This is a genomic window from Candidatus Pantoea formicae, assembly GCF_011752625.1.
Taxonomy (GTDB): domain Bacteria; phylum Pseudomonadota; class Gammaproteobacteria; order Enterobacterales; family Enterobacteriaceae; genus Pantoea; species Pantoea formicae.
On sequence record NZ_VWXD01000004.1, the window covers coordinates 152232 to 171823 of the forward strand.

General features: G+C 54.0%; 13 protein-coding genes. 9 read left to right on the forward strand and 4 right to left on the reverse strand.

Going from position 1 to position 19592, the window contains the following annotated elements; translation table 11 throughout:
• The first annotated feature begins 107 nt into the window (after positions 1 to 107).
• The 3 genes from polB (at position 108) to rluA (ending at position 6208) form a co-directional block, all read left to right on the forward strand.
• A complete protein-coding gene (gene polB / locus F3J38_RS13265) occupies positions 108 to 2468 on the forward strand; it encodes a DNA polymerase II (protein ID WP_167139087.1) in 2361 nt (786 codons plus the stop codon).
• A gap of 152 nt (positions 2469 to 2620) precedes the next feature.
• Positions 2621 to 5527, forward strand: a complete 2907-nt coding sequence (gene rapA / locus F3J38_RS13270; protein WP_167139089.1) for an RNA polymerase-associated protein RapA — start codon at positions 2621 to 2623, stop codon at positions 5525 to 5527.
• 21 nt (positions 5528 to 5548) lie between these two features.
• A complete protein-coding gene (rluA, locus tag F3J38_RS13275) occupies positions 5549 to 6208 on the forward strand; it encodes a bifunctional tRNA pseudouridine(32) synthase/23S rRNA pseudouridine(746) synthase RluA (protein ID WP_167139090.1) in 660 nt (219 codons plus the stop codon).
• Positions 6209 to 6275: 67 nt separating this feature from the next.
• On the opposite strand, the gene djlA is transcribed toward rluA, so the two are convergent.
• Positions 6276 to 7088, reverse strand: a complete 813-nt coding sequence (gene djlA / locus F3J38_RS13280) for a co-chaperone DjlA (RefSeq protein WP_167139092.1) — start codon at positions 7086 to 7088, stop codon at positions 6276 to 6278.
• 181 nt (positions 7089 to 7269) lie between these two features.
• On the opposite strand from djlA, the gene lptD reads away from it, so the two are divergent.
• Genes lptD through apaH form a run of 6 tightly spaced genes read left to right on the forward strand, consistent with a single transcriptional unit; the run spans position 7270 to position 14100 of the window.
• Positions 7270 to 9648: an LPS assembly protein LptD gene (lptD, locus tag F3J38_RS13285; RefSeq protein WP_167139094.1), complete on the forward strand. Its 2379-nt coding sequence runs from the start codon at positions 7270 to 7272 to the stop codon at positions 9646 to 9648.
• Positions 9649 to 9702: 54 nt separating this feature from the next.
• Positions 9703 to 10998 (forward strand): peptidylprolyl isomerase SurA, encoded by a 1296-nt coding sequence (gene surA / locus F3J38_RS13290; protein ID WP_167139096.1) that lies wholly within the window; start codon positions 9703 to 9705, stop codon positions 10996 to 10998.
• A complete protein-coding gene (gene pdxA, locus F3J38_RS13295; RefSeq protein WP_167139098.1) occupies positions 10988 to 11980 on the forward strand; it encodes a 4-hydroxythreonine-4-phosphate dehydrogenase PdxA in 993 nt (330 codons plus the stop codon). The genes surA and pdxA overlap by 11 nt, the downstream gene beginning before the upstream one ends.
• Entirely contained in the window at positions 11973 to 12797 is an 825-nt protein-coding gene (gene rsmA / locus F3J38_RS13300) for a 16S rRNA (adenine(1518)-N(6)/adenine(1519)-N(6))-dimethyltransferase RsmA (protein ID WP_167139100.1), read from the forward strand. The genes pdxA and rsmA overlap by 8 nt, the downstream gene beginning before the upstream one ends.
• Positions 12798 to 12801: 4 nt before the next feature.
• Complete coding sequence (gene apaG, locus F3J38_RS13305) at positions 12802 to 13179, forward strand: Co2+/Mg2+ efflux facilitator ApaG/CorD (protein ID WP_167139102.1); 378 nt, start codon at positions 12802 to 12804, stop codon at positions 13177 to 13179.
• A gap of 51 nt (positions 13180 to 13230) precedes the next feature.
• The gene (gene apaH / locus F3J38_RS13310; RefSeq protein WP_167139104.1) at positions 13231 to 14100 is read left to right on the forward strand and encodes a bis(5'-nucleosyl)-tetraphosphatase (symmetrical) ApaH; all 870 of its coding nucleotides are present in this window, start codon (positions 13231 to 13233) and stop codon (positions 14098 to 14100) included.
• A gap of 111 nt (positions 14101 to 14211) precedes the next feature.
• Here apaH and folA read toward each other — a convergent pair whose 3' ends face one another.
• The 3 genes from folA to carB all read right to left on the reverse strand — a co-directional run bounded on the left by folA (position 14212) and on the right by carB (position 19585).
• Positions 14212 to 14691, reverse strand: coding sequence for a type 3 dihydrofolate reductase (gene folA / locus F3J38_RS13315; protein WP_167139106.1), 480 nt, complete (start codon positions 14689 to 14691; stop codon positions 14212 to 14214).
• 287 nt (positions 14692 to 14978) lie between these two features.
• Complete coding sequence (locus F3J38_RS13320) at positions 14979 to 16121, reverse strand: porin (protein WP_167139108.1); 1143 nt, start codon at positions 16119 to 16121, stop codon at positions 14979 to 14981.
• A 239-nt stretch (positions 16122 to 16360) separates the two neighbouring features.
• A complete protein-coding gene (gene carB, locus F3J38_RS13325; RefSeq protein WP_167139111.1) occupies positions 16361 to 19585 on the reverse strand; it encodes a carbamoyl-phosphate synthase large subunit in 3225 nt (1074 codons plus the stop codon).
• Between the last annotated feature and the right edge of the window lie 7 nt (positions 19586 to 19592).

Here is a 19592-nt window from a genome sequence, read left to right on the forward strand (position 1 = left end):
GGCAAGAATTGTAGAACGATGTTGACAAAGTGCTGACAATTTCATCGCCACAGGCACTGTATAAACATCCATGATATACTTAGCGCAGTTCATTTTCTGGAGTTACTGTGACCGATCCGCGTGCAGGTTTTCTGCTGACCCGACATTGGCGAGACACGCCAACCGGCAGCGAAGTGGTGTTGTGGCTGGCCACGGAGCAGGGCCCACAGCGGCTGGTGCTGCCCGCCCAGGAGTCGGTCGCCTTTATCCCCGAAACGTTCCGCCAGCAAACCGAAGTGCTGATCCGCGATGAGCGCCACACGCGGATACAAGCGCTTGAGCTGAAGGATTTTCAGCGCCGTCCGGTGTTTGGCCTTTATTGTCGTAGCAACCGCCAGCTGCAAAATCTGGAAAAACGTCTGCGGGAAAACGGCATTCCGGTGTATGAAGCAGATATCCGACCACCAGAGCGCTATTTGATGGAGCGTTTTATCACCGCGCCAGTATGGTTTAGCGGAGACGTGCGCGGTGACAGTATCGTTAATGCCCGTTTGAAGCCACATCCCGACTATCGTCCGCAATTGAAATGGGTATCGCTGGACATCGAAACCTCCGAGCATGGTGAACTTTACTGCATCGGGCTGGAGGGGTGCGGCCAGCGTCAGGTGTATATGCTTGGTCCAGCAAATGGCGATGCCAGCACGCTGGATTTCGACTTGATCTATGTCGACAGCCGTCCGCAGTTGCTGGAGCAGCTCAATGCCTGGTTTGCGCGCCACGATCCGGATGTCATCATCGGCTGGAGCGTAGTGCAGTTCGATCTGCGCGTACTGCAAAAACACGCCGATCGTTATGGTATTCCACTGCGCCTGGGCCGCCAGAATCAGGCGCTGGAGTGGCGCGAGCATGGTTTCAAACCGGGCGTTTTTTTCGCGCAGGCGCAGGGACGTTTGGTGATCGATGGCATTGAGGCGCTTAAGTCCGCCTTTTGGGATTTCCCCTCGTTTAGCCTTGAAGCGGTATCACGCCAGCTTCTGGGGGAAGGGAAAGCCATTGATAACCCTTGGCAGCGCATGGAAGAGATCAACTGGCGTTTTGCTCATGACAAACCGGCTCTGGCGAAGTACAACCTGAAAGATTGCGAGCTGGTGACGCGCATCTTCCAGCACACCGCGATTATGCCGTTCCTGCTGGAACGCGCCACCGTCAACGGTTTGGCGGTTGATCGCCACGGCGGCTCGGTTGCCGCCTTCGGCCATCTCTATATTCCGCGCATGCATCGTGCCGGATTTGTCGCACCTAATCTCGGTGAAGTCGCACCTGAAGCCAGCCCCGGCGGTTACGTCATGGATTCTCGCCCAGGCCTGTATGATTCCGTGCTGGTGCTGGATTACAAAAGCCTCTATCCGTCGATTATCCGCACTTTCCTGATCGATCCTGTGGGGCTAGTCGAAGGCTTAGCGCATCCTGAGGATGCCGATTCGGTGCCCGGTTTCCGCCATGCGCGCTTCTCACGTCATACGCACTGCTTACCCGCTATTGTCGAACAGATTTGGCAAGGGCGTGAAGCCGCCAAGCGTGCGAGCAACGCGCCGCTGTCACAGGCGCTGAAGATCATCATGAACGCCTTTTATGGTGTGCTCGGCACCAGCGCCTGCCGATTTTTTGATCCGCGCCTGGCATCCTCAATCACCCTGCGCGGCCACGCCATCATGCAGCAGACGCGTGAACTGATTGAAGCAGAAGGCTTTGATGTGATTTATGGGGACACGGACTCCACCTTTGTCTGGCTGAAAGGTGCACACAGCGAAGCGGATGCGGCGGCCATTGGCCATCGTCTGGCCCAGCAGGTTAATGGCTGGTGGCGTGAGCATCTGCAGCAAAGTTATGGGCTGGAAAGCGCCCTTGAGCTGGAGTATGAAACCCATTTCAGCCGTTTCCTGATGCCCACCATTCGTGGCGCTGAACAAGGCAGTAAAAAACGCTACGCCGGCATGATTCGCAGCGATGGCAGTGAGCGCCTGGTCTTTAAAGGCCTGGAATCCGTCCGTACCGACTGGACGCCACTGGCGCAGCAATTCCAACAAAATTTGTATGGTCGCATTTTTCGCGGCGAACCGTGGCAGGATTATATTCGCGACACGGTGGCACAGTTGCTGGCGGGTGAACTGGACGAACTGCTGGTGTATAAAAAACGCTTGCGCCGTCCGCTAAAAGATTATGAAAAAAATGTGCCGCCGCATGTCCGTGCCGCACGTCTCGCCGATGAGCACAATCGTAAATTGCAGCGTCCCTTGCAGTATCAGAACGGCGGCTCGATTCGCTATGTCATGGCGACCGCTGGCCCGGAGCCGCTGGAAGCCCGCCATACGCCGCTCGACTACGATCACTACGTCACCAAGCAGTTACAACCGGTGGCGGATGGCATTTTACCTTTCGTCGGCGATGATTTTGCTACACTCATTACTGGGCAGCTGGGGCTTTTTTGACAGGTGACGAATGCCCTGCCATCCAGTACCATAGCGCCCTTCCTGATCCTCACCGCATATACAATCTGACCAAACACCCGTTTGGCGGCAATGTATTGCCTGAGTGCAGGCGAACTTCTTTATGGCATGTCAGAGAGTCGAGCTAAAAATATATGGTTTTTACACTAGGTCAGCGCTGGATTAGTGATACGGAAAGTGAACTGGGATTAGGAACAGTGGTGGCGATTGATACGCGCATGATCACCATGATGTTCCCGGCAACCGGCGAAAACCGCCTGTATGCCCGAAATGATGCCCCCGTCACACGTGTGATTTTCAATCCGGGTGACACCATCACCAACCATGAAGGTTGGCAGATGAGTGTTGATGAAGTCCGCAACGATAACGAATTAATGACTTACATCGGCACACGTCTCGACACCGCAGAAAGTGGCGTGGTGATGCGTGAAGTGATGCTGGACAGCAAACTGGTGTTCAGCAAACCTCAGGATCGTCTGTTCGCCGGTCAGCTCGACCGTATGGACCGCTTTGCGCTGCGCTTCCGCGCGCGTAAATATCAGAGCGAGCAGTATCGTCTGCCGATCAGCGGCTTGCGCGGTATGCGCACCAACCTGATCCCGCATCAGTTGCACATTGCCCATGATGTTGGCCGTCGTCATGCGCCACGCGTCTTGCTGGCGGATGAAGTTGGCTTGGGTAAAACCATTGAAGCCGGGATGATCATTCAGCAGCAGTTGCTGGCAGGCCGTGCCGAACGCGTGCTGATCGTGGTACCGGAAACGCTGCAACACCAGTGGCTGGTCGAAATGCTACGCCGCTTCAACCTGCGCTTTGCCCTGTTTGATGACGATCGTTATACCGAAGCCCAGCACGACAGTGACAATGCTTTCGAGACAGAGCAGCTGATTATCTGCTCACTGGATTTCGTGCGCCGTAACAAGCAGCGTCTGGAATTGCTGGCCGATGCCGACTGGGATCTGCTGGTGGTGGACGAAGCCCACCACCTCGCGTGGAGCGAAGAGGCGCCAAGCCGTGAATATCAGGTGATTGAACAGCTGGCGGAAAAAACGCCGGGCGTCCTACTGCTGACGGCAACACCAGAACAGCTGGGTCTGGAAAGTCACTTTGCTCGCTTGCGTCTGCTCGATCCGAATCGCTTCCACGACTTTAGTCAGTTTGTGGCTGAGCAGCAGAACTATCGTCCAGTGGCGGATGCCGTCAGCTCACTGCTGGCTGACCAGGCCATCAGTAAAGACGAGATGAACCTGATCAACGACCTGATCGGTGAGCAGGACATCGAGCCGCTGTTGCAGGTCGCGAATAGCGATCGTGATGGCAAAGAAGATGCGCGTAAAGAGCTGGTTTCGATGCTGATGGATCGCCACGGCACCAGCCGCGTGCTGTTCCGTAACACCCGTAACGGTGTGAAAGGTTTCCCGAAACGCGAACTGCACCAGATTCGTTTGCCGCTGCCCTCCCAGTACCAGACCGCGATTAAAGTCTCGGGCATTATGGGCGCGCGTAAAACGGCAGAAGAGCGCGCGCGCGACATGCTGTACCCAGAGAAGATTTATCAGGAATTTGAAGGTGATAGCGGTACCTGGTGGAACTTCGATCCGCGCGTTGAATGGTTAATGGGCTACCTGACCAGCAACCGCAAAGAGAAAGTACTGGTGATCTGCGCGCAAGCCGCTACCGCACTGCAACTCGAGCAGGTGCTGCGTGAGCGTGAGGGCATTCGTGCCGCCGTGTTCCACGAAGGATTGTCAATTCTGGAGCGCGACCGCGCTGCGGCGTTCTTCGCCTCAGAAGAAGAAGGCGCGCAGGTGCTGCTGTGCTCGGAAATCGGTTCCGAAGGTCGTAACTTCCAGTTTGCCAGCCGCCTGGTGATGTTCGATTTACCCTTCAACCCGGACCTGCTGGAGCAGCGTATCGGTCGTCTCGATCGTATTGGCCAGATGCATGACATCCAGATTTTGGTGCCATGGCTGGAAAAAACCGCACAGGCGGTGCTGCTGCGTTGGTATCACGAAGGTCTGGATGCGTTCGAACACACCTGCCCAACCGGTCGCACGATTTATGACAGTGAATACAGCAAGCTGATCGAATATCTTGCCGCGCCAGAGAACCCACAGGGTCTGGATGAGTTCATTGTTGAAAGCCGCAAGCAGCACGACGCACTAAAAGCACAGTTGGAGCAAGGCCGTGACCGCCTGCTGGAGCTGAACTCAAACGGTGGCGAAGCAGCACAAGCGCTCGCCAATGCCATCGGCGAACAGGATAACGACACCGATCTGGTCAACTTTGCCCTGAATCTGTTCGATATCGTCGGCATCAACCAGGAAGACCGCAGTGACAGCTTAATTGTACTGACGCCATCCGATCACATGCTGGTGCCAGACTTCCCAGGCTTGCCGGAAGATGGTTGTACCGTGACCTTCAACCGTAACCAGGCGCTGTCACGCGAAGATACGCAGTTCATTACCTGGGAACATCCGCTGATCCGCAACGGTCTCGATCTGATCCTCTCTGGTGATACCGGTAGCTGTGCACTGTCATTGTTGAAGAACAAGGCGCTGCCGGTGGGTACCTTGCTGGTTGAGATGATATACGTGGTGGAGGCGCAGGCGCCGAAGAGTCTGCAACTCACCCGCTTCCTGCCACCGACCCCGGTGCGTTTGCTGATGGATCGTGCGGGCAACAATCTGGCGGGCAAAGTCGAATTCGAGAGCTTTAACCGCCAGCTGAATGCCGTTAATCGTCACACCGGCAGCAAGCTGGTCAACGCGGTACAGCAAGAAGTGCACGAAATTCTGACACAAGCCGAGAAAGTGATTGTGCCAGAAGCGCAAGCTCTGATTGCCGCAGCGAAAGTTGAAGCGGATGAGAAGTTGAGTGCAGAGTTGTCACGTCTGGAAGCCTTGAAAGCGGTCAACCCTAACATCCGTGATGATGAGGTTGAAGCGCTGGAGAGTAATCGCGAGCAGGTGCTGGAAAGCTTGGGCGATGCCGGATGGCGTCTGGACGCGTTGCGTCTGATCGTCGTGACACACCAATAAAGCGCTGAAGGCCACTACGACATGTTGATGGAAGCTTACAATCCGCCGCTCGAACCCTGGTTACATATTCTGTATCAGGACGAGCACATCATGGTGGTCAACAAGCCTAGTGGCTTGTTATCGGTGCCGGGACGCCAGGAAGAACACAAGGACAGCGTGATGACACGCATCCAGCGCGATTTTCCGCAGGCGGAATCGGTACATCGATTGGATATGGCGACCAGTGGCGTGATCGTGGTGGCACTGAATAAAGCCGCAGAGCGCGAACTTAAGCGGCAATTCCGCGAGCGTGAACCCTCCAAGTACTATGTGGCACGCATCTGGGGCCATCCGGCGGCAGAAAAGGGACTGATTGACCTGCCGTTGATTTGTGACTGGCCAAATCGGCCAAAGCAGATGGTGTGTTTTGAGAACGGAAAAGCCGCGCAGACGGAGTATCAGGTGCTGGAGTATGAAGCGAGCAACAGTGCGCGTGTACTGCTCAAGCCGATTACCGGGCGCTCGCATCAGCTGCGCGTACATCTGCTGGCGTTAGGGCATCCGATCTTGGGTGACCGCTTCTATGCAAACGAAGAGGCGCTGGCGATGGCACCTCGTTTACAGCTGCATGCGGAATCGCTGACGATAACCCATCCGGCGTTTGGCAACAGCATGACGTTCAAACAGCCAGCAGATTTTTAATCTACTGGTCATAAAAAAGGCCGTCAGCAAGAGACGGCCCTTTCAAATTCAATCTCAATGTCCCAGGCTATTTAAATCCCTTCTCCTTACGAATCAAATCGTAAGCTGCCTGGATCTCCTGCGCTTTCTGCTTCGCCATCTCCATCATTTCCGGCGGTAAGCCTTTCGCCACCAGCTTATCAGGATGATGCTCACCCATCAGCTTACGGTAGGCACGTTTAATCGTGGTACCGTCATCGCTGCTTTTCACGCCCAGTACGCTGCAAGCATCTTCCAGCGTCGGCCCGCGTTTAGCCTGTTGGTAAGCACCACCATAAGATGAACCGCCACCGCCAAACTGCTGGCCGCCTTCCATCATGCGCAGGAACTGATCGAACTGTGCACGCGAAATTCCCAGCTCTTCGGCAATCACGTACAGCACCTGTCGTTCATTCGGATGCAGCGAACCATCAGCAAACGCCGCCTGAATCTGAATTTCCAGAAACATCCTAATCAGGTCGAAACGCCCAAAGCAGGCACTGCGCAGCTCACGCAGTTTATTACGCAGCGGATAATCGCTTTGCTTACCTTCACGGAACGCGCGCTGGGCAGCCACTCGGGCATCTCCATGCAACTGCATACGATCCATGAATAAGGAAGCAATTTGGATATCGGCTTCGGTCACGCGCCCTTTTGACTTGGTCAAATGGCCCATCACCTGAAAAGTGGTACTGAAAAACAGCGTCTGTCGCGCCTGATTATTGGCGAAATAACCCTGTCCTTTTACACTGCGCACTTTGTCAAACATGTGACCAATGATCAGACCCAGTACAATGCCCCAGAAGCCTGCCCCGGAAAGTAAGCCGAGAGCCAGACCAATAACTTTTCCCCAGTAGCGCATAAACTCCTCAATTCGCCATGCTTGCGGCTGAAAATTGCATTATCATACCTTTCATTTACTTCAGTGCCTAACAGCAACGCGATCAGACATGGATTAACACTGGCACAACGCCGGGCAGTAAGTTAGTCTCTGAGCCGATTGTCGGCATGATGCCCGTTCTCATGGAAATCCCGAACCGCGTATGAAAAAACAGATACCTACCCTGCTGGCTACCATGATTGGTGCAGCGCTCTACAGTCAGCAGTCATTCGCCGACGATCTCATGTCGCAGTGTATGCTGGGCGTGCCGAGCTACAACCGCCCATTAGTGAGTGGCGATACCAATTCGCTGCCTGTCACCATCAACTCCGACTCGGCCAAGGGTAACTACCCGAATGACGCGGTTTTTACTGGCAACGTGGATGTTCAGCAAGGCAACAGCCGCCTGCGTGCCGATGAGATGCAGCTACACCAGCGCCAACAGGATGGACAAACCACGCCAGTACGTACCGTGGATGCGCTGGGTAATGTGCACTACGACGACAATCAGGTCATCCTGAAAGGTCCGAAAGCGTGGTCAAATCTGAACACCAAAGACACCAACGTTTGGAATGGTGATTATCAGATGGTGGGCCGCCAGGGCCGTGGTGTCGCCGATCAGATGAAACTGCGTGGCGACAACCGTTACACCATTCTGGAAAACGGCAGTTTCACTTCCTGTCTGCCGGGTTCGAATAGCTGGAGCGTGGTGGGTTCCGAGGTGATTCAGGATCGCCAGGAAGAGGTTGCTGAAATCTGGAACGCCCGCTTCAAACTCGGCAATGTGCCGGTGTTCTACAGCCCCTATTTGCAGCTACCGATCGGCGATCGCCGCCGCTCCGGTTTCCTGATCCCTAACGCGAAGTACGGCAGTAACAACGGCTTCGAGTTTATGCTGCCGTACTACTGGAACATCGCGCCGCAGGCCGATGCCACCATTACGCCGCATTACATGAGTAAACGTGGTCTGCAGCTGCAGAACGAATTCCGCTATCTGACCGTGTTCGGTGCCGGTTTGATGGAGCTGGATTATCTGCCTTCGGATAAACAGTACGACAACGATAAAGCCGTGCGCAGCATCTCTCAGGATGCCAGTTCCAATCGCTGGTTATTCTACTGGCAGCATGCCGGGGTGTATGAGCAGCACTGGCGCTTTAATGCCAACTACACCAAGGTCAGCGATCCCTATTACTTCAATGACCTTGATTCGAAGTACTACAGCTCAACGGATGGCTACGCGACGCAGAAATTTAGCTTCGGTTATGCTGATACCAACTGGGACGCGACCCTGTCGACCAAAGACTTCCAGGTATTTGGCACCACAGACTCGACCAACGTTTATCGTGCGATGCCGCAGCTCGATCTGAATCTCTATCAGAACGATATTGGGCCATTCGATGGCCGCATCTATGCCCAAGCCGTGAAATTCACTAACGTTAACAGCAAAATGCCGGAAGCCACGCGACTGCATATTGAGCCAACGCTTAATCTGCCGCTCTCAAATGGCTGGGCAAGTCTGGACACGGAAGCCAAATTCCTTGCTACCCATTACCAGCAAGACAACATTGAGCGTTATAACAATAACCAAATCTCTGGCATTGACAGCACTGGGAACCGGTTAGACGACTCAGTGAACCGTACGCTTCCCCAATTTAAAGTGGATGGCCGACTGGTCTTCGAACGAAATATGAATTGGGAAGAGGGTTACACGCAGACGCTGGAACCCCGCGTTCAGTACCTTTACATCCCGTATCGTAACCAGAGCAATATTTACCCGTACGACTCGACTCTGCTGCAAACTGACTACACCGGATTGTTCCGCGATCGTACTTACAGTGGCCTTGACCGTATCGCTTCTGCCAACGAAGTCTCTACCGGTTTGACCACGCGAATTTATGATAACGATCTGGTTGAACGTTTTAACGTTTCCGTGGGTCAAATCTACTCGTTTACCCCGTCTCGTACCGGCGTAAACCAAACGAGTGATGAAGATGACACCGGCAGTTTGATTTGGGCAGGTGACACCTACTGGAAAATCAGCGATCGCTGGGGCGCGCGTGGCGGTCTGCAGTATGACACCCGTCTCGATAACGTTGCACAAGGCAACGCCATCCTGGAATACCGTCAGGATGCCGATCGTATGGTGCAGTTGAGCTATCGCTACAGCAGCCCGGAATACGTGGCGCAGGCGTTGAACAACTCCAGCTTGCTGACGAACCCGATCTACAAAAACGGGATTTCACAAGTTGGCGCCACCGCGAGCTGGCCAATTGCCGATGCCTGGTCGCTGGTAGGCGGATATTACTACGATACCCGCAACAGCCGTCCGGCTGAGCAGTTAGTCGGCCTGCAGTACAGCTCGTGCTGCTACGCCATTCGTCTGGGTTACGAGCGCAAGATCAACGGTTGGGAAAACAACGACAGTAAGTACGACAACCAAATCTCATTCAACATTGAGCTACGTGGTCTGAGTTCTAACTATGGCTTAGGCACCAATGAAATGCTGCGTCAAGGCATTATCCCTTACCAGCGCGCTTTCTGATGTTGTGATGTTTGACAGGCTATCCCGCAGTGCGGAAACAACAATGGATAAAGTATGAAGAACTGGAGAATGCTGATTCTTGGTGTAGCGATTACTGCTAACACCGCGTTCGCAGCCCCCCAAGAGGTTGATAAAGTTGCCGCCGTTGTGAACAACGGTGTGGTGCTGGAAAGTGACGTTGATAACATGATGCGCACCGTGAAGTCACAGGCGCAACAGGCTCATCAGCAGTTACCTGATGACAAAACCTTGCGTCATCAGATTCTTGAGCGTCAGGTCATGGATGCCATCATTCTTCAGATGGGCGAAAAAGCCGGCCTGCAGGTCAGCGATCAGCAGTTGGATGAGGCTATCCAGAATATCGCCGCACAAAATAAGATGAGTATGGATCAGTTGCGCAGTCGGCTGGCCTATGACGGTATGAACTACAACGCTTACCGCGCGCAGATTCGCCAGGAAATGCTGATTTCTGAAGTGCGTAATAACGAAGTGCGCCGTCGCGTCACCATCTTGCCGCAGGAAGTCGATGCTCTGGCCGCTCAGGTGGGTTCACAAAATACCCAAGGTACGGAGTTGAACGTCAGCCAGATCCTGCTGCCGTTGCCGGAAAACCCGACGCAACAGCAGGTTGACGATCAGGAAGCGCTGGCGCGCCAACTGGTGGGACAGCTGAAAGGCGGTGCGGACTTCGGTAAACTGGCGGTCACCTATTCTGCCGATCCGCAAGCGCTGAAAGGCGGCAACATGGGCTGGGCAAAGATTGAAGAGCTGCCAACCCTGTTCTCACAAGCACTCAGCACCTCGAAAAAAGGGGACATCGTCGGCCCGATTCGCTCAGGTGTCGGTTTCCACATCCTGAAAGTGAACGATCTGCGCGGTGAGAGCAAAAATATCTCTGTGACGGAAGTGCATGCGCGACACATTTTGCTGAAGCCTTCTCCGATTCTGACTGACGCGCAGGCACAAGCGAAAATCGAGCAGATTGCAGCTGACATCAAAAGTGGCAAAACCACCTTTGCGGCAGCGGCAAAACAGTTCTCTGACGATCCAGGTTCAGCCAACCAAGGCGGCGATCTTGGCTGGGCAACGCCTGAAATCTACGATCCGGCATTCCGTGATGCGCTGCTGAAATTGCAGAAAGGCCAGATCAGCGAGCCGGTACACTCTTCATTCGGCTGGCATTTAATTCAGCTGCTGGATACCCGTCAGGTAGACAAAACTGACGCAGCGCAGAAAGAGCGCGCATACCGTCTGTTGTTCAACCGTAAATTTGCTGAAGAAGCGCAGACGTGGATGCAGGAGCAACGCGCCAGTGCTTACGTGAAGATTCTGGACGGCAATGGCCAATAATTATCGTGTTGTGATCACCCCCGGCGAACCCGCCGGGATTGGTCCAGATCTTACTGTTCAACTGGCCCAGCTTAACTGGCCAGTTGAACTGGTCGTCTGTGCCGATGGCTCTCTCCTGCGTCAGCGCGCCAATCAACTTGGATTGCCTCTCACGCTACGCGATTACCAACCCGGTGTTGCCGCACAACCGCAGCAAGCAGGGACTCTGACGCTACTACAGGTCGATACAGCGCAGCCCGTCACTCCCGGCGAGCTGACGGTGGCAAATGGCCATTATGTACTGGAAACGCTCGCACGCGCCTGTGATGGTTGCCTGAATGGCGAGTTCGCGGCGCTGATTACCGGTCCAGTGCATAAAGGCGTGATCAACGACGCTGGCATTCCGTTTACTGGGCATACCGAGTTTTTTGCCGATCGTGCAGGCGGCGATCGCGTGGTCATGATGCTGGCAACGGAAGAGTTGCGGGTGGCATTGGCCACGACGCACCTGCCGCTCAAGGATGTATCAGAGGCCATCACCCGTGACAGCCTGCATGAAGTGATCACTATCCTGCACCATGATTTGCAGCAAAAATTTGGTATACCGCAGCCACACATTTTCGTCTGCGGCCTGAATCCGCATGCAGGTGAAAGCGGCCATATGGGTCGTGAAGAGATTGATACCATTATTCCGGCGCTCGATGAGTTACGTCAGCAAAGTATCCAGCTTACTGGCCCTTTACCGGCTGATACGCTGTTCCAGCCGAAATATCTGCAGCATGCCGATGCTGTTTTGGCGATGTATCACGACCAAGGCTTACCGGTGCTAAAATATCAGGGGTTTGGTCGCGCGGTGAATATCACCCTTGGCCTTCCCTTTATCCGAACTTCTGTCGACCATGGTACCGCGCTGGAATTAGCCGGCCAGGGTAAGGCAGAACCGGGCAGCTTTATCACGGCGCTTAATCTCGCCATCACTATGATCAAGAGCAGTAATGAATAATCGCGTCCATCAGGGGCATTTTGCCCGTAAACGTTTCGGGCAAAACTTCCTGAACGATCAGTACATTATCGACAGCATTGTCTCCGCTATTCACCCCCAGAAGGGAGAAGCGATTGTGGAGATTGGTCCCGGCCTTGGTGCCTTAACTGAACCGGTGGGCGAGCGCCTTGATGAACTGACCGTTGTTGAGCTGGATCGCGATCTGGCCGCGCGTTTGCAGACCCATCCGTTCCTCGGACCTAAGCTGACCATTTACCAGCAAGATGCCATGACCTTCGATTTCTCGGCACTGGCAAAAGAGAAAGGTCAGCCGCTGCGTGTGTTTGGCAACCTGCCTTACAATATCTCCACGCCGCTGATGTTCCACCTTTTCAGCTATACTGGTTCGATTAAAGATATGCACTTCATGCTGCAAAAAGAAGTGGTCAATCGTCTGGTTGCCGGTCCTGGCAGTAAAGCTTATGGTCGCCTGAGCGTGATGGCACAGTATTACTGCCAGGTGATTCCGGTGCTGGAAGTGCCGCCTGAATCCTTTACGCCGGCACCTAAAGTTGATTCAGCCGTGGTGCGTTTGATGCCTTATGCGCAGCCACCACATCCAGTCAGCGATATTCGCTTGCTCAGCCGCATCACCACTGAAGCATTCGGTAAACGTCGCAAAACGCTGCGTAACAGCCTTGCACATATGTTTACAGCGGGTGCCTTAGACGAATTAGACATTGACGCCTCGCTGCGTGCAGAAAATGTCACCGTAGCTCAGTATTGCCAGCTGGCAAACTGGCTAGCCAACCATCAGGCTGAAACGCCGGAGAACTAAGTGTATGAGTGAATTGGCCCGCGTCTCTATTCATGTACTGAGTCAGTATGTGGAATCGCAATCCTTGCCCGACGAGGAACGCTACGTGTTTGCCTACACCATCACAATTCGTAATCTGGGACGTAACAGTGTGCAATTGCAGAGTCGTTACTGGCTTATCACCAATGGCAACGGTCGAGAGACGGAAGTTCAGGGTGAAGGCGTGGTCGGCGAGCAACCGCACATTGCGGCCGGTGGGGAGTTTCAATACACCAGTGGCGCGATTCTTGAAACACCGATGGGCACCATGCAAGGCCACTATGTGATGATCGACGAAGAAGGTGAAGCCTTCCACGTCGACATCCCGGTGTTCCGACTCGCGATACAAACCCACATTCATTAATCCTCCTCCGCCCGGCCTGTCCGGGCGGCGCGTTTTGATCGGACTGACCTAATGAGTACATACCTGATTGGCGATATTCACGGCTGTTATGACGAGCTTCGTGCGCTGTTGGCGCAGGTTGATTTCGATCCGCAGCAAGACGAACTCTGGTTAACAGGCGACTTAGTGGCGCGTGGTCCGGGCTCGCTGGATGTATTGCGTTACGTGAAATCGCTGGGGGATTGCGTGCGCCTGGTGCTCGGCAATCACGACCTCCATCTGCTGGCGGTTTATGCGGGTATCAGCCGTAACAAACCTAAAGATCGTCTGACGCCTTTGTTAGAGGCGCATGACGCGGATGAACTGATCAACTGGTTACGTCGCCAGCCGCTGCTGCAAGTGGATGAAGAGAAAAAGCTGTTGATGGCTCATGCGGGCATTACTCCACAGTGGGATCTGGAGACAGCCAAGCTGTGCGCGCGTGAGGTAGAAGCGGTACTCTCCAGCGACACCTATCCCCTGTTTCTTGATGCCATGTACGGCGACATGCCGAACAACTGGACACCGGAGCTCAGCGGGCTCGCTCGCCTGCGCTTTAGCACTAACGCCTTAACCCGCATGCGTTTCTGTTTCCCTAACGGGCAGCTCGACATGATCTGCAAAGAGGCGCCTAATTCCGCTCCTCCGCCGTTGAAACCCTGGTTCCTTGTGCCGGGCAAGATGGGGAGTGAGTATACACAGGTGTTTGGTCACTGGGCCTCGCTCGAGGGCAAAGGCACCCCCGAGCACGTGATTGGGCTTGATACCGGTTGCTGCTGGGGCGGCACGCTCACCCTGTTGCATTGGGAAACCATGCAATATTACGTGCAGGCCTCCAATCGTGTCCAGGCGATGGCTGAAAGCGCCGTCAGTGCACATCCGCCCTTAGGCGACATGTCTTAAATAAAAAGCCCCGCCAATTGACCATTGAGCGGGGCTTTTTTTGATCGCCATTAATGGCGACCCTAGATTGTTCGATGCGGTTGGTGCGCATTCATGCGCACCAGGCAAACATCAACGGCGATCTAAAATCTCGAAGCAGTAGCTGTGTGAGTTCTGTGCATCGGCATCGTGGAACTCACTGAAAGTCGATTGCCACTCATCCGGCTCGTAATCCGGGAACTGGGTGTCGCCTTCAACTTCAGCATCAATGTGGGTCAGGTAAAGACGATCCGCACGGGCCAGCATCTGTTCGTAAATGCGGCCACCGCCGATCACCATGATCTCTTCCACATCACCCGCCGCTTTTACGGCCTCATCCAGAGAGGTCACCCAAGTGACGCCCTCTTGAGTGCCTGGCTTACTGCTTACCACAATATTAAGGCGTCCAGGCAGTGGACGACCGATTGATTCAAAGGTCAGACGACCCATAATCACCGGCTTATTCAGCGTATTACGTTTGAACCACGCCAAATCGGCTGGCAGGTTCCATGGCATGGCATTTTCCATACCAATAATGCGATCGGCTGCCAGTGCTGCGATCAGACTAATCATGTTAAAAGACCTACAGGAAAAAAATTGGCGCCATCATACGTAAAGGCGAAAGTTTCGTCGATAGGCCGACCCCGCTATTTGCGTAAAGCTCCTATGCGACCGCATTTTTGTTATTGGACAGAGTTTTACACCGACTTTCACGGTTAAACTGGAAAGAGGCGCCAGAATAGTCCAACGCAACGGCACAATTCAGGGTGAAATGGTGGTATGGCGTGGCAGAGTGTAAAGAAAACCGCACTCTATGCGACAAAGAAAAACGGCTCCCGCAGGAGCCGTTGCAAACACGATTAGAAATCGTAGCGCAGACGTACCAGGTTCATGTTGCCCAGTGATTTGTCGGTGCTAGAGGTGATCACGTATTCGTAATCAACCTGGAAGCCGTAGTCCAGCTTGGTGCTGATACCCACGCCATTGTCGATACGTTTGTAGTTGCGTCCATTGACGAACTCCAGACGGTCGCCCATGAAGTAAGGCTGAATAGATTTAACCGCATACTGGCCGATTGGGAATTTGTAACCGGCGAAGTATTCCACGCCCCACGCATCATCTGCGAAGTAGTGGTTAACGGTGTTCTTCTTGGTTGGTGAGAAGTTCTGATACCAGCCCGCCCCCGCAGACAGCGTCCAGTTATCTGGCGTCCAGCTCAGCGCGGTGCCATAGATGTTCTGGTCATAATCTTTGCTTTCGCCCGTGCTTGGACGATGAATATCAGCACGGGTGTAGTTCCACGCCGTACCCCATGCCAGGTCTTTAGTGATGTGATAGTTCACACCCAGTGATCCGCCGCCTTTACGCTTGTAACGCAGGCCGTTGCCTGGCAGATAGTTGTTGTCTTCAAACAGGTAGGAAGCATAAACATCAACGTCACCGAAGGTGTTTTTATACTTCAGCATCTTGCGTGAACGGTATGATCCGTCGTAGTCGCCATTGATGCCGTTGCCCGGTGCCTGAGCCAACATATCGTAGTCCCAGATATCGGTCTTCGCGCCAACCACATCATAGTAAACGCTGTTTTGCTGACCAAAGGTCAACTGACCCCAAGTCTTGCTTTTCAGACCGGTATACAGCTGGCGACGGGTGGTGTTGTTCTGACCATCCGCATAGTGGTTATCCCAACCCCACCAAGCCGGGAAGTTCACACCCAGCTCGTAGTAGCTGACCCAGCTAATATCATCAAACAGATAGTAGTCTGCAGAGAAACGGAAACGTGAACCGCCATCGTACCCGTTACGCTTGTACGATTGATCACTGACACCAGCCTGATGCTGGAACTGCGGACGAATACTGCCGCCCACTTTGAAATCAAGACGGCTGAGTGGATCGCCTGCCTGCGGATCCTGCTTCAGCAGGGTAATTTCCGCCTGGCTGGCGAGAGGAGCAGCAGCTAACAATGCAGCCACTGCACTGAGGGTGAAAGCACGCATTTTCATTTTTTATATCCCAGTTAAGGTGAACGCTCTATTTATGAGCGTGCGAAAGTGTACGGTGCGCTTACTGGGATCTTATTTATAATTTTGTGCGAATAATCCTGGATGTAACAATTTCCGCATCAACTGATAAATATTATGTCAAATCAATAGATTTTTAACATATAAGGTTATTAAACCAACGGTAAATAAACAAAAAAACGGCTCCCGAAGGAACCGTTTTATTTCAACTAAAGGACTGATTAGCCTTTAATTTGCGCGTGCATTTCCTGCACCGAAATCACTTTCTCAGTGGGATCCGCATTCAGGGCCATCGCTGTTGCGAAACCACCGTTCAAGGTGGTGTCATAATGCACTTTATATTGCAGCGCACTGCGACGAATCAGCTTGGAATCTTCAATCGCCTGGCGTCCAGCCGTGGTATTGACGATATAGGTGTATTCACCGTTCTTCAGACGATCCTGAATGTGTGGACGGCCTTCATGCACCTTGTTGACCAAGCGTGGGTTGATACCGGCTTCACCTAGCACTACAGCGGTACCGTGCGTCGCGTCCAGCTCAAAACCAAACTTCTGCAATTTGGCAGCCAAGTCCACAATGCGCTTCTTGTCACCTTCACGCACTGACAGCAGCGCACGACCGGTTTTCTTCATGTTGCTCTGCGCACCCAGCATCGCTTTGGCAAACGCCTCAGCGAAGGTACGGCCGACACCCATCACTTCACCAGTAGAACGCATTTCTGGGCCAAGAATCGGGTCAACGCCTGGGAACTTGTTGAACGGCAGCACCACTTCTTTGACCGAGTAGTACGGTGGAATGATTTCTTTCGTGACGCCTTGCTCAGCCAGGGTTTTACCTGCCATCACGCGCGCGGCCACTTTCGCTAAAGGTACGCCGGTCGCTTTAGACACGAATGGCACGGTACGCGCCGCACGTGGGTTCACCTCAATCAGGTAAACCTCGTTGTCCTTCACCGCGAACTGCACATTCATCAAACCACGCACGTTCAGCTCGAAGGCCAGTTTCTCAACCTGCTGACGCATCACGTTCTGGATTTCAGTGCTCAGCGTATAAGCCGGCAATGAACATGCGGAGTCACCGGAGTGGACACCTGCTTGTTCGATGTGCTCCATGATGCCGCCAATCAGTACGCGCTCACCATCGCAAATGGCGTCAACGTCGACTTCCACCGCATCATCCAGGAAACGGTCGAGCAGTACAGGCGCATCGTTGGAAACAGACACCGCGGTCTGGAAGTAACGCTTCAGGTCGATTTCATCATAAACGATTTCCATCGCACGGCCGCCCAGTACATAAGAAGGACGTACCACCAACGGATAACCGATACCTGCGGCTTTCTCAACAGCTTGCTCCAGCGTGGCAACGGTGGCGTTAGCCGGTTGCTTCAGGCTCAGGCGATCAACCGCCTGCTGGAAACGCTCACGATCTTCAGCACGGTCAATCGCATCAGGGCTGGTACCAATCACGGGCACGCCTGCCGCTTCCAGCGCACGAGCCAGCTTCAGCGGGGTTTGGCCGCCGTACTGCACGATGACGCCTTTAGGCTTCTCGATGCGCACGATTTCCAGCACGTCTTCCAACGTTACGGGTTCGAAGTACAAGCGGTCAGAGGTGTCGTAGTCAGTCGATACGGTTTCCGGGTTACAGTTCACCATAATGGTTTCGTAACCGTCTTCGCGCAGCGCCAGCGCCGCATGTACGCAGCAGTAATCGAACTCGATACCCTGACCGATACGGTTTGGACCGCCGCCCAAAATCATGATTTTGTCACGATCCTGGTTTGGATTCGCTTCGCACTCTTCTTCATAAGTGGAGTACATATACGCGGTGTCGGTGGAGAATTCTGCCGCACAGGTATCCACACGCTTGTATACCGGGTGCAGGTTGAACTGCTGACGCAGCTTGCGAATTTCGCTCTCGGCCACGCCTGCCAGGTTTGCCAGACGCACGTCAGCAAAGCCTTTGCGCTTCAGTGCACGCAGGAAATCGGCGTTCAGAGAGTTGACGCCTTCGCGCGCAACCTGCTCTTCCAGACGCACCAGCTCTTCGATTTGTACCAGGAACCAGCGGTCAATGTTGGTCAGATTGAACACGCCATCCACTGACATACCGGCACGGAACGCATCCGCGATGTACCAGATACGGTCAGAACCGGCATCTTTCAGTTCGCGACGGATGCGGGTCAGCGCTTCAGCATCATCCAAATCCACTTTCGGATCGAAGCCGTTAGCACCGACTTCCAGACCGCGCAGCGCTTTCTGCATCGATTCCTGGAAGGTACGGCCAATCGCCATCACTTCACCGACCGATTTCATCTGCGTGGTCAGGCGGTCATTGGCACCGGCGAACTTCTCGAAGTTGAAGCGAGGAATCTTGGTCACAACGTAGTCGATTGACGGCTCAAACGATGCTGGGGTACGACCGCCAGTGATGTCATTCATCAACTCATCAAGGGTAAAGCCCACTGCCAGTTTCGCGGCGACTTTCGCAATCGGGAAACCGGTGGCTTTGGAGGCCAGCGCTGAAGAGCGTGACACGCGTGGGTTCATCTCGATAACAATCAGACGACCATCTTTCGGGTTGACTGAGAACTGGACGTTAGAGCCGCCGGTTTCAACGCCGATTTCACGCAGTACCGCCAGCGAGGCGTTACGCATGATTTGGTATTCTTTATCCGTCAGGGTTTGCGCCGGTGCCACGGTGATCGAGTCACCGGTGTGGATACCCATCGCATCGAAGTTTTCAATTGAGCAGACGATGATGCAGTTGTCGTTTTTATCACGCACCACCTCCATCTCGTACTCTTTCCAGCCAATCAGCGACTCATCAATCAGCAGCTCATTAGTCGGAGAAAGATCCAGACCACGTTCGCAAATCTCTTCGAACTCTTCACGGTTGTAAGCGATACCGCCACCGGTGCCGCCCATGGTAAAGGAAGGACGAATGATGCACGGGAAGCCAACATCTTCAGCCACGGCCAGTGCTTCTTCCATGGTATGCGCGATACCAGAGCGAGCAGTACCCAAACCGATACTTTTCATCGCCACATCAAAGCGGCGGCGGTCTTCGGCTTTATCAATAGCGTCTGCGGTCGCACCAATCATGGTGACACCGAACTCTGCCAGTACGCCCTGACGTTCCAGCTCCAGCGCGCAGTTCAGCGCTGTCTGGCCGCCCATGGTCGGCAGAACCGCATCCGGGCGCTCTTTTTCAATGATCTTACGCACCACTTCCCAGTGGATCGGCTCGATATAGGTCGCATCGGCCATTTCCGGGTCGGTCATGATGGTGGCCGGGTTGGAGTTCACCAGAATGACGCGGTAACCCTCTTCACGCAGCGCTTTACACGCCTGCGCACCGGAGTAGTCAAATTCACATGCCTGGCCGATAACAATCGGGCCAGCGCCAAGGATCAGGATGGATTTTATGTCTGTACGTTTTGGCATCGTGGGC

Excerpts from the sequence above, each read along its gene's own strand:
- rsmA (WP_167139100.1), top strand. The coding sequence starts at position 11,973 with ATGAATAATCGCGTCCATCAGGGGCATTTTGCCCGTAAACGTTTCGGG.
- rluA (WP_167139090.1), top strand. The coding sequence starts at position 5,549 with ATGTTGATGGAAGCTTACAATCCGCCGCTCGAACCCTGGTTACATATT.
- surA (WP_167139096.1), top strand. The coding sequence starts at position 9,703 with ATGAAGAACTGGAGAATGCTGATTCTTGGTGTAGCGATTACTGCTAAC.
- F3J38_RS13320 (WP_167139108.1), bottom strand. The coding sequence starts at position 16,121 with ATGAAAATGCGTGCTTTCACCCTCAGTGCAGTGGCTGCATTGTTAGCT.
- apaH (WP_167139104.1), top strand. The coding sequence starts at position 13,231 with ATGAGTACATACCTGATTGGCGATATTCACGGCTGTTATGACGAGCTT.
- djlA (WP_167139092.1), bottom strand. The coding sequence starts at position 7,088 with ATGCGCTACTGGGGAAAAGTTATTGGTCTGGCTCTCGGCTTACTTTCC.
- pdxA (WP_167139098.1), top strand. The coding sequence starts at position 10,988 with ATGGCCAATAATTATCGTGTTGTGATCACCCCCGGCGAACCCGCCGGG.
- carB (WP_167139111.1), bottom strand. The coding sequence starts at position 19,585 with ATGCCAAAACGTACAGACATAAAATCCATCCTGATCCTTGGCGCTGGC.
- folA (WP_167139106.1), bottom strand. The coding sequence starts at position 14,691 with ATGATTAGTCTGATCGCAGCACTGGCAGCCGATCGCATTATTGGTATG.
- rapA (WP_167139089.1), top strand. The coding sequence starts at position 2,621 with ATGGTTTTTACACTAGGTCAGCGCTGGATTAGTGATACGGAAAGTGAA.
- lptD (WP_167139094.1), top strand. The coding sequence starts at position 7,270 with ATGAAAAAACAGATACCTACCCTGCTGGCTACCATGATTGGTGCAGCG.
- apaG (WP_167139102.1), top strand. The coding sequence starts at position 12,802 with ATGAGTGAATTGGCCCGCGTCTCTATTCATGTACTGAGTCAGTATGTG.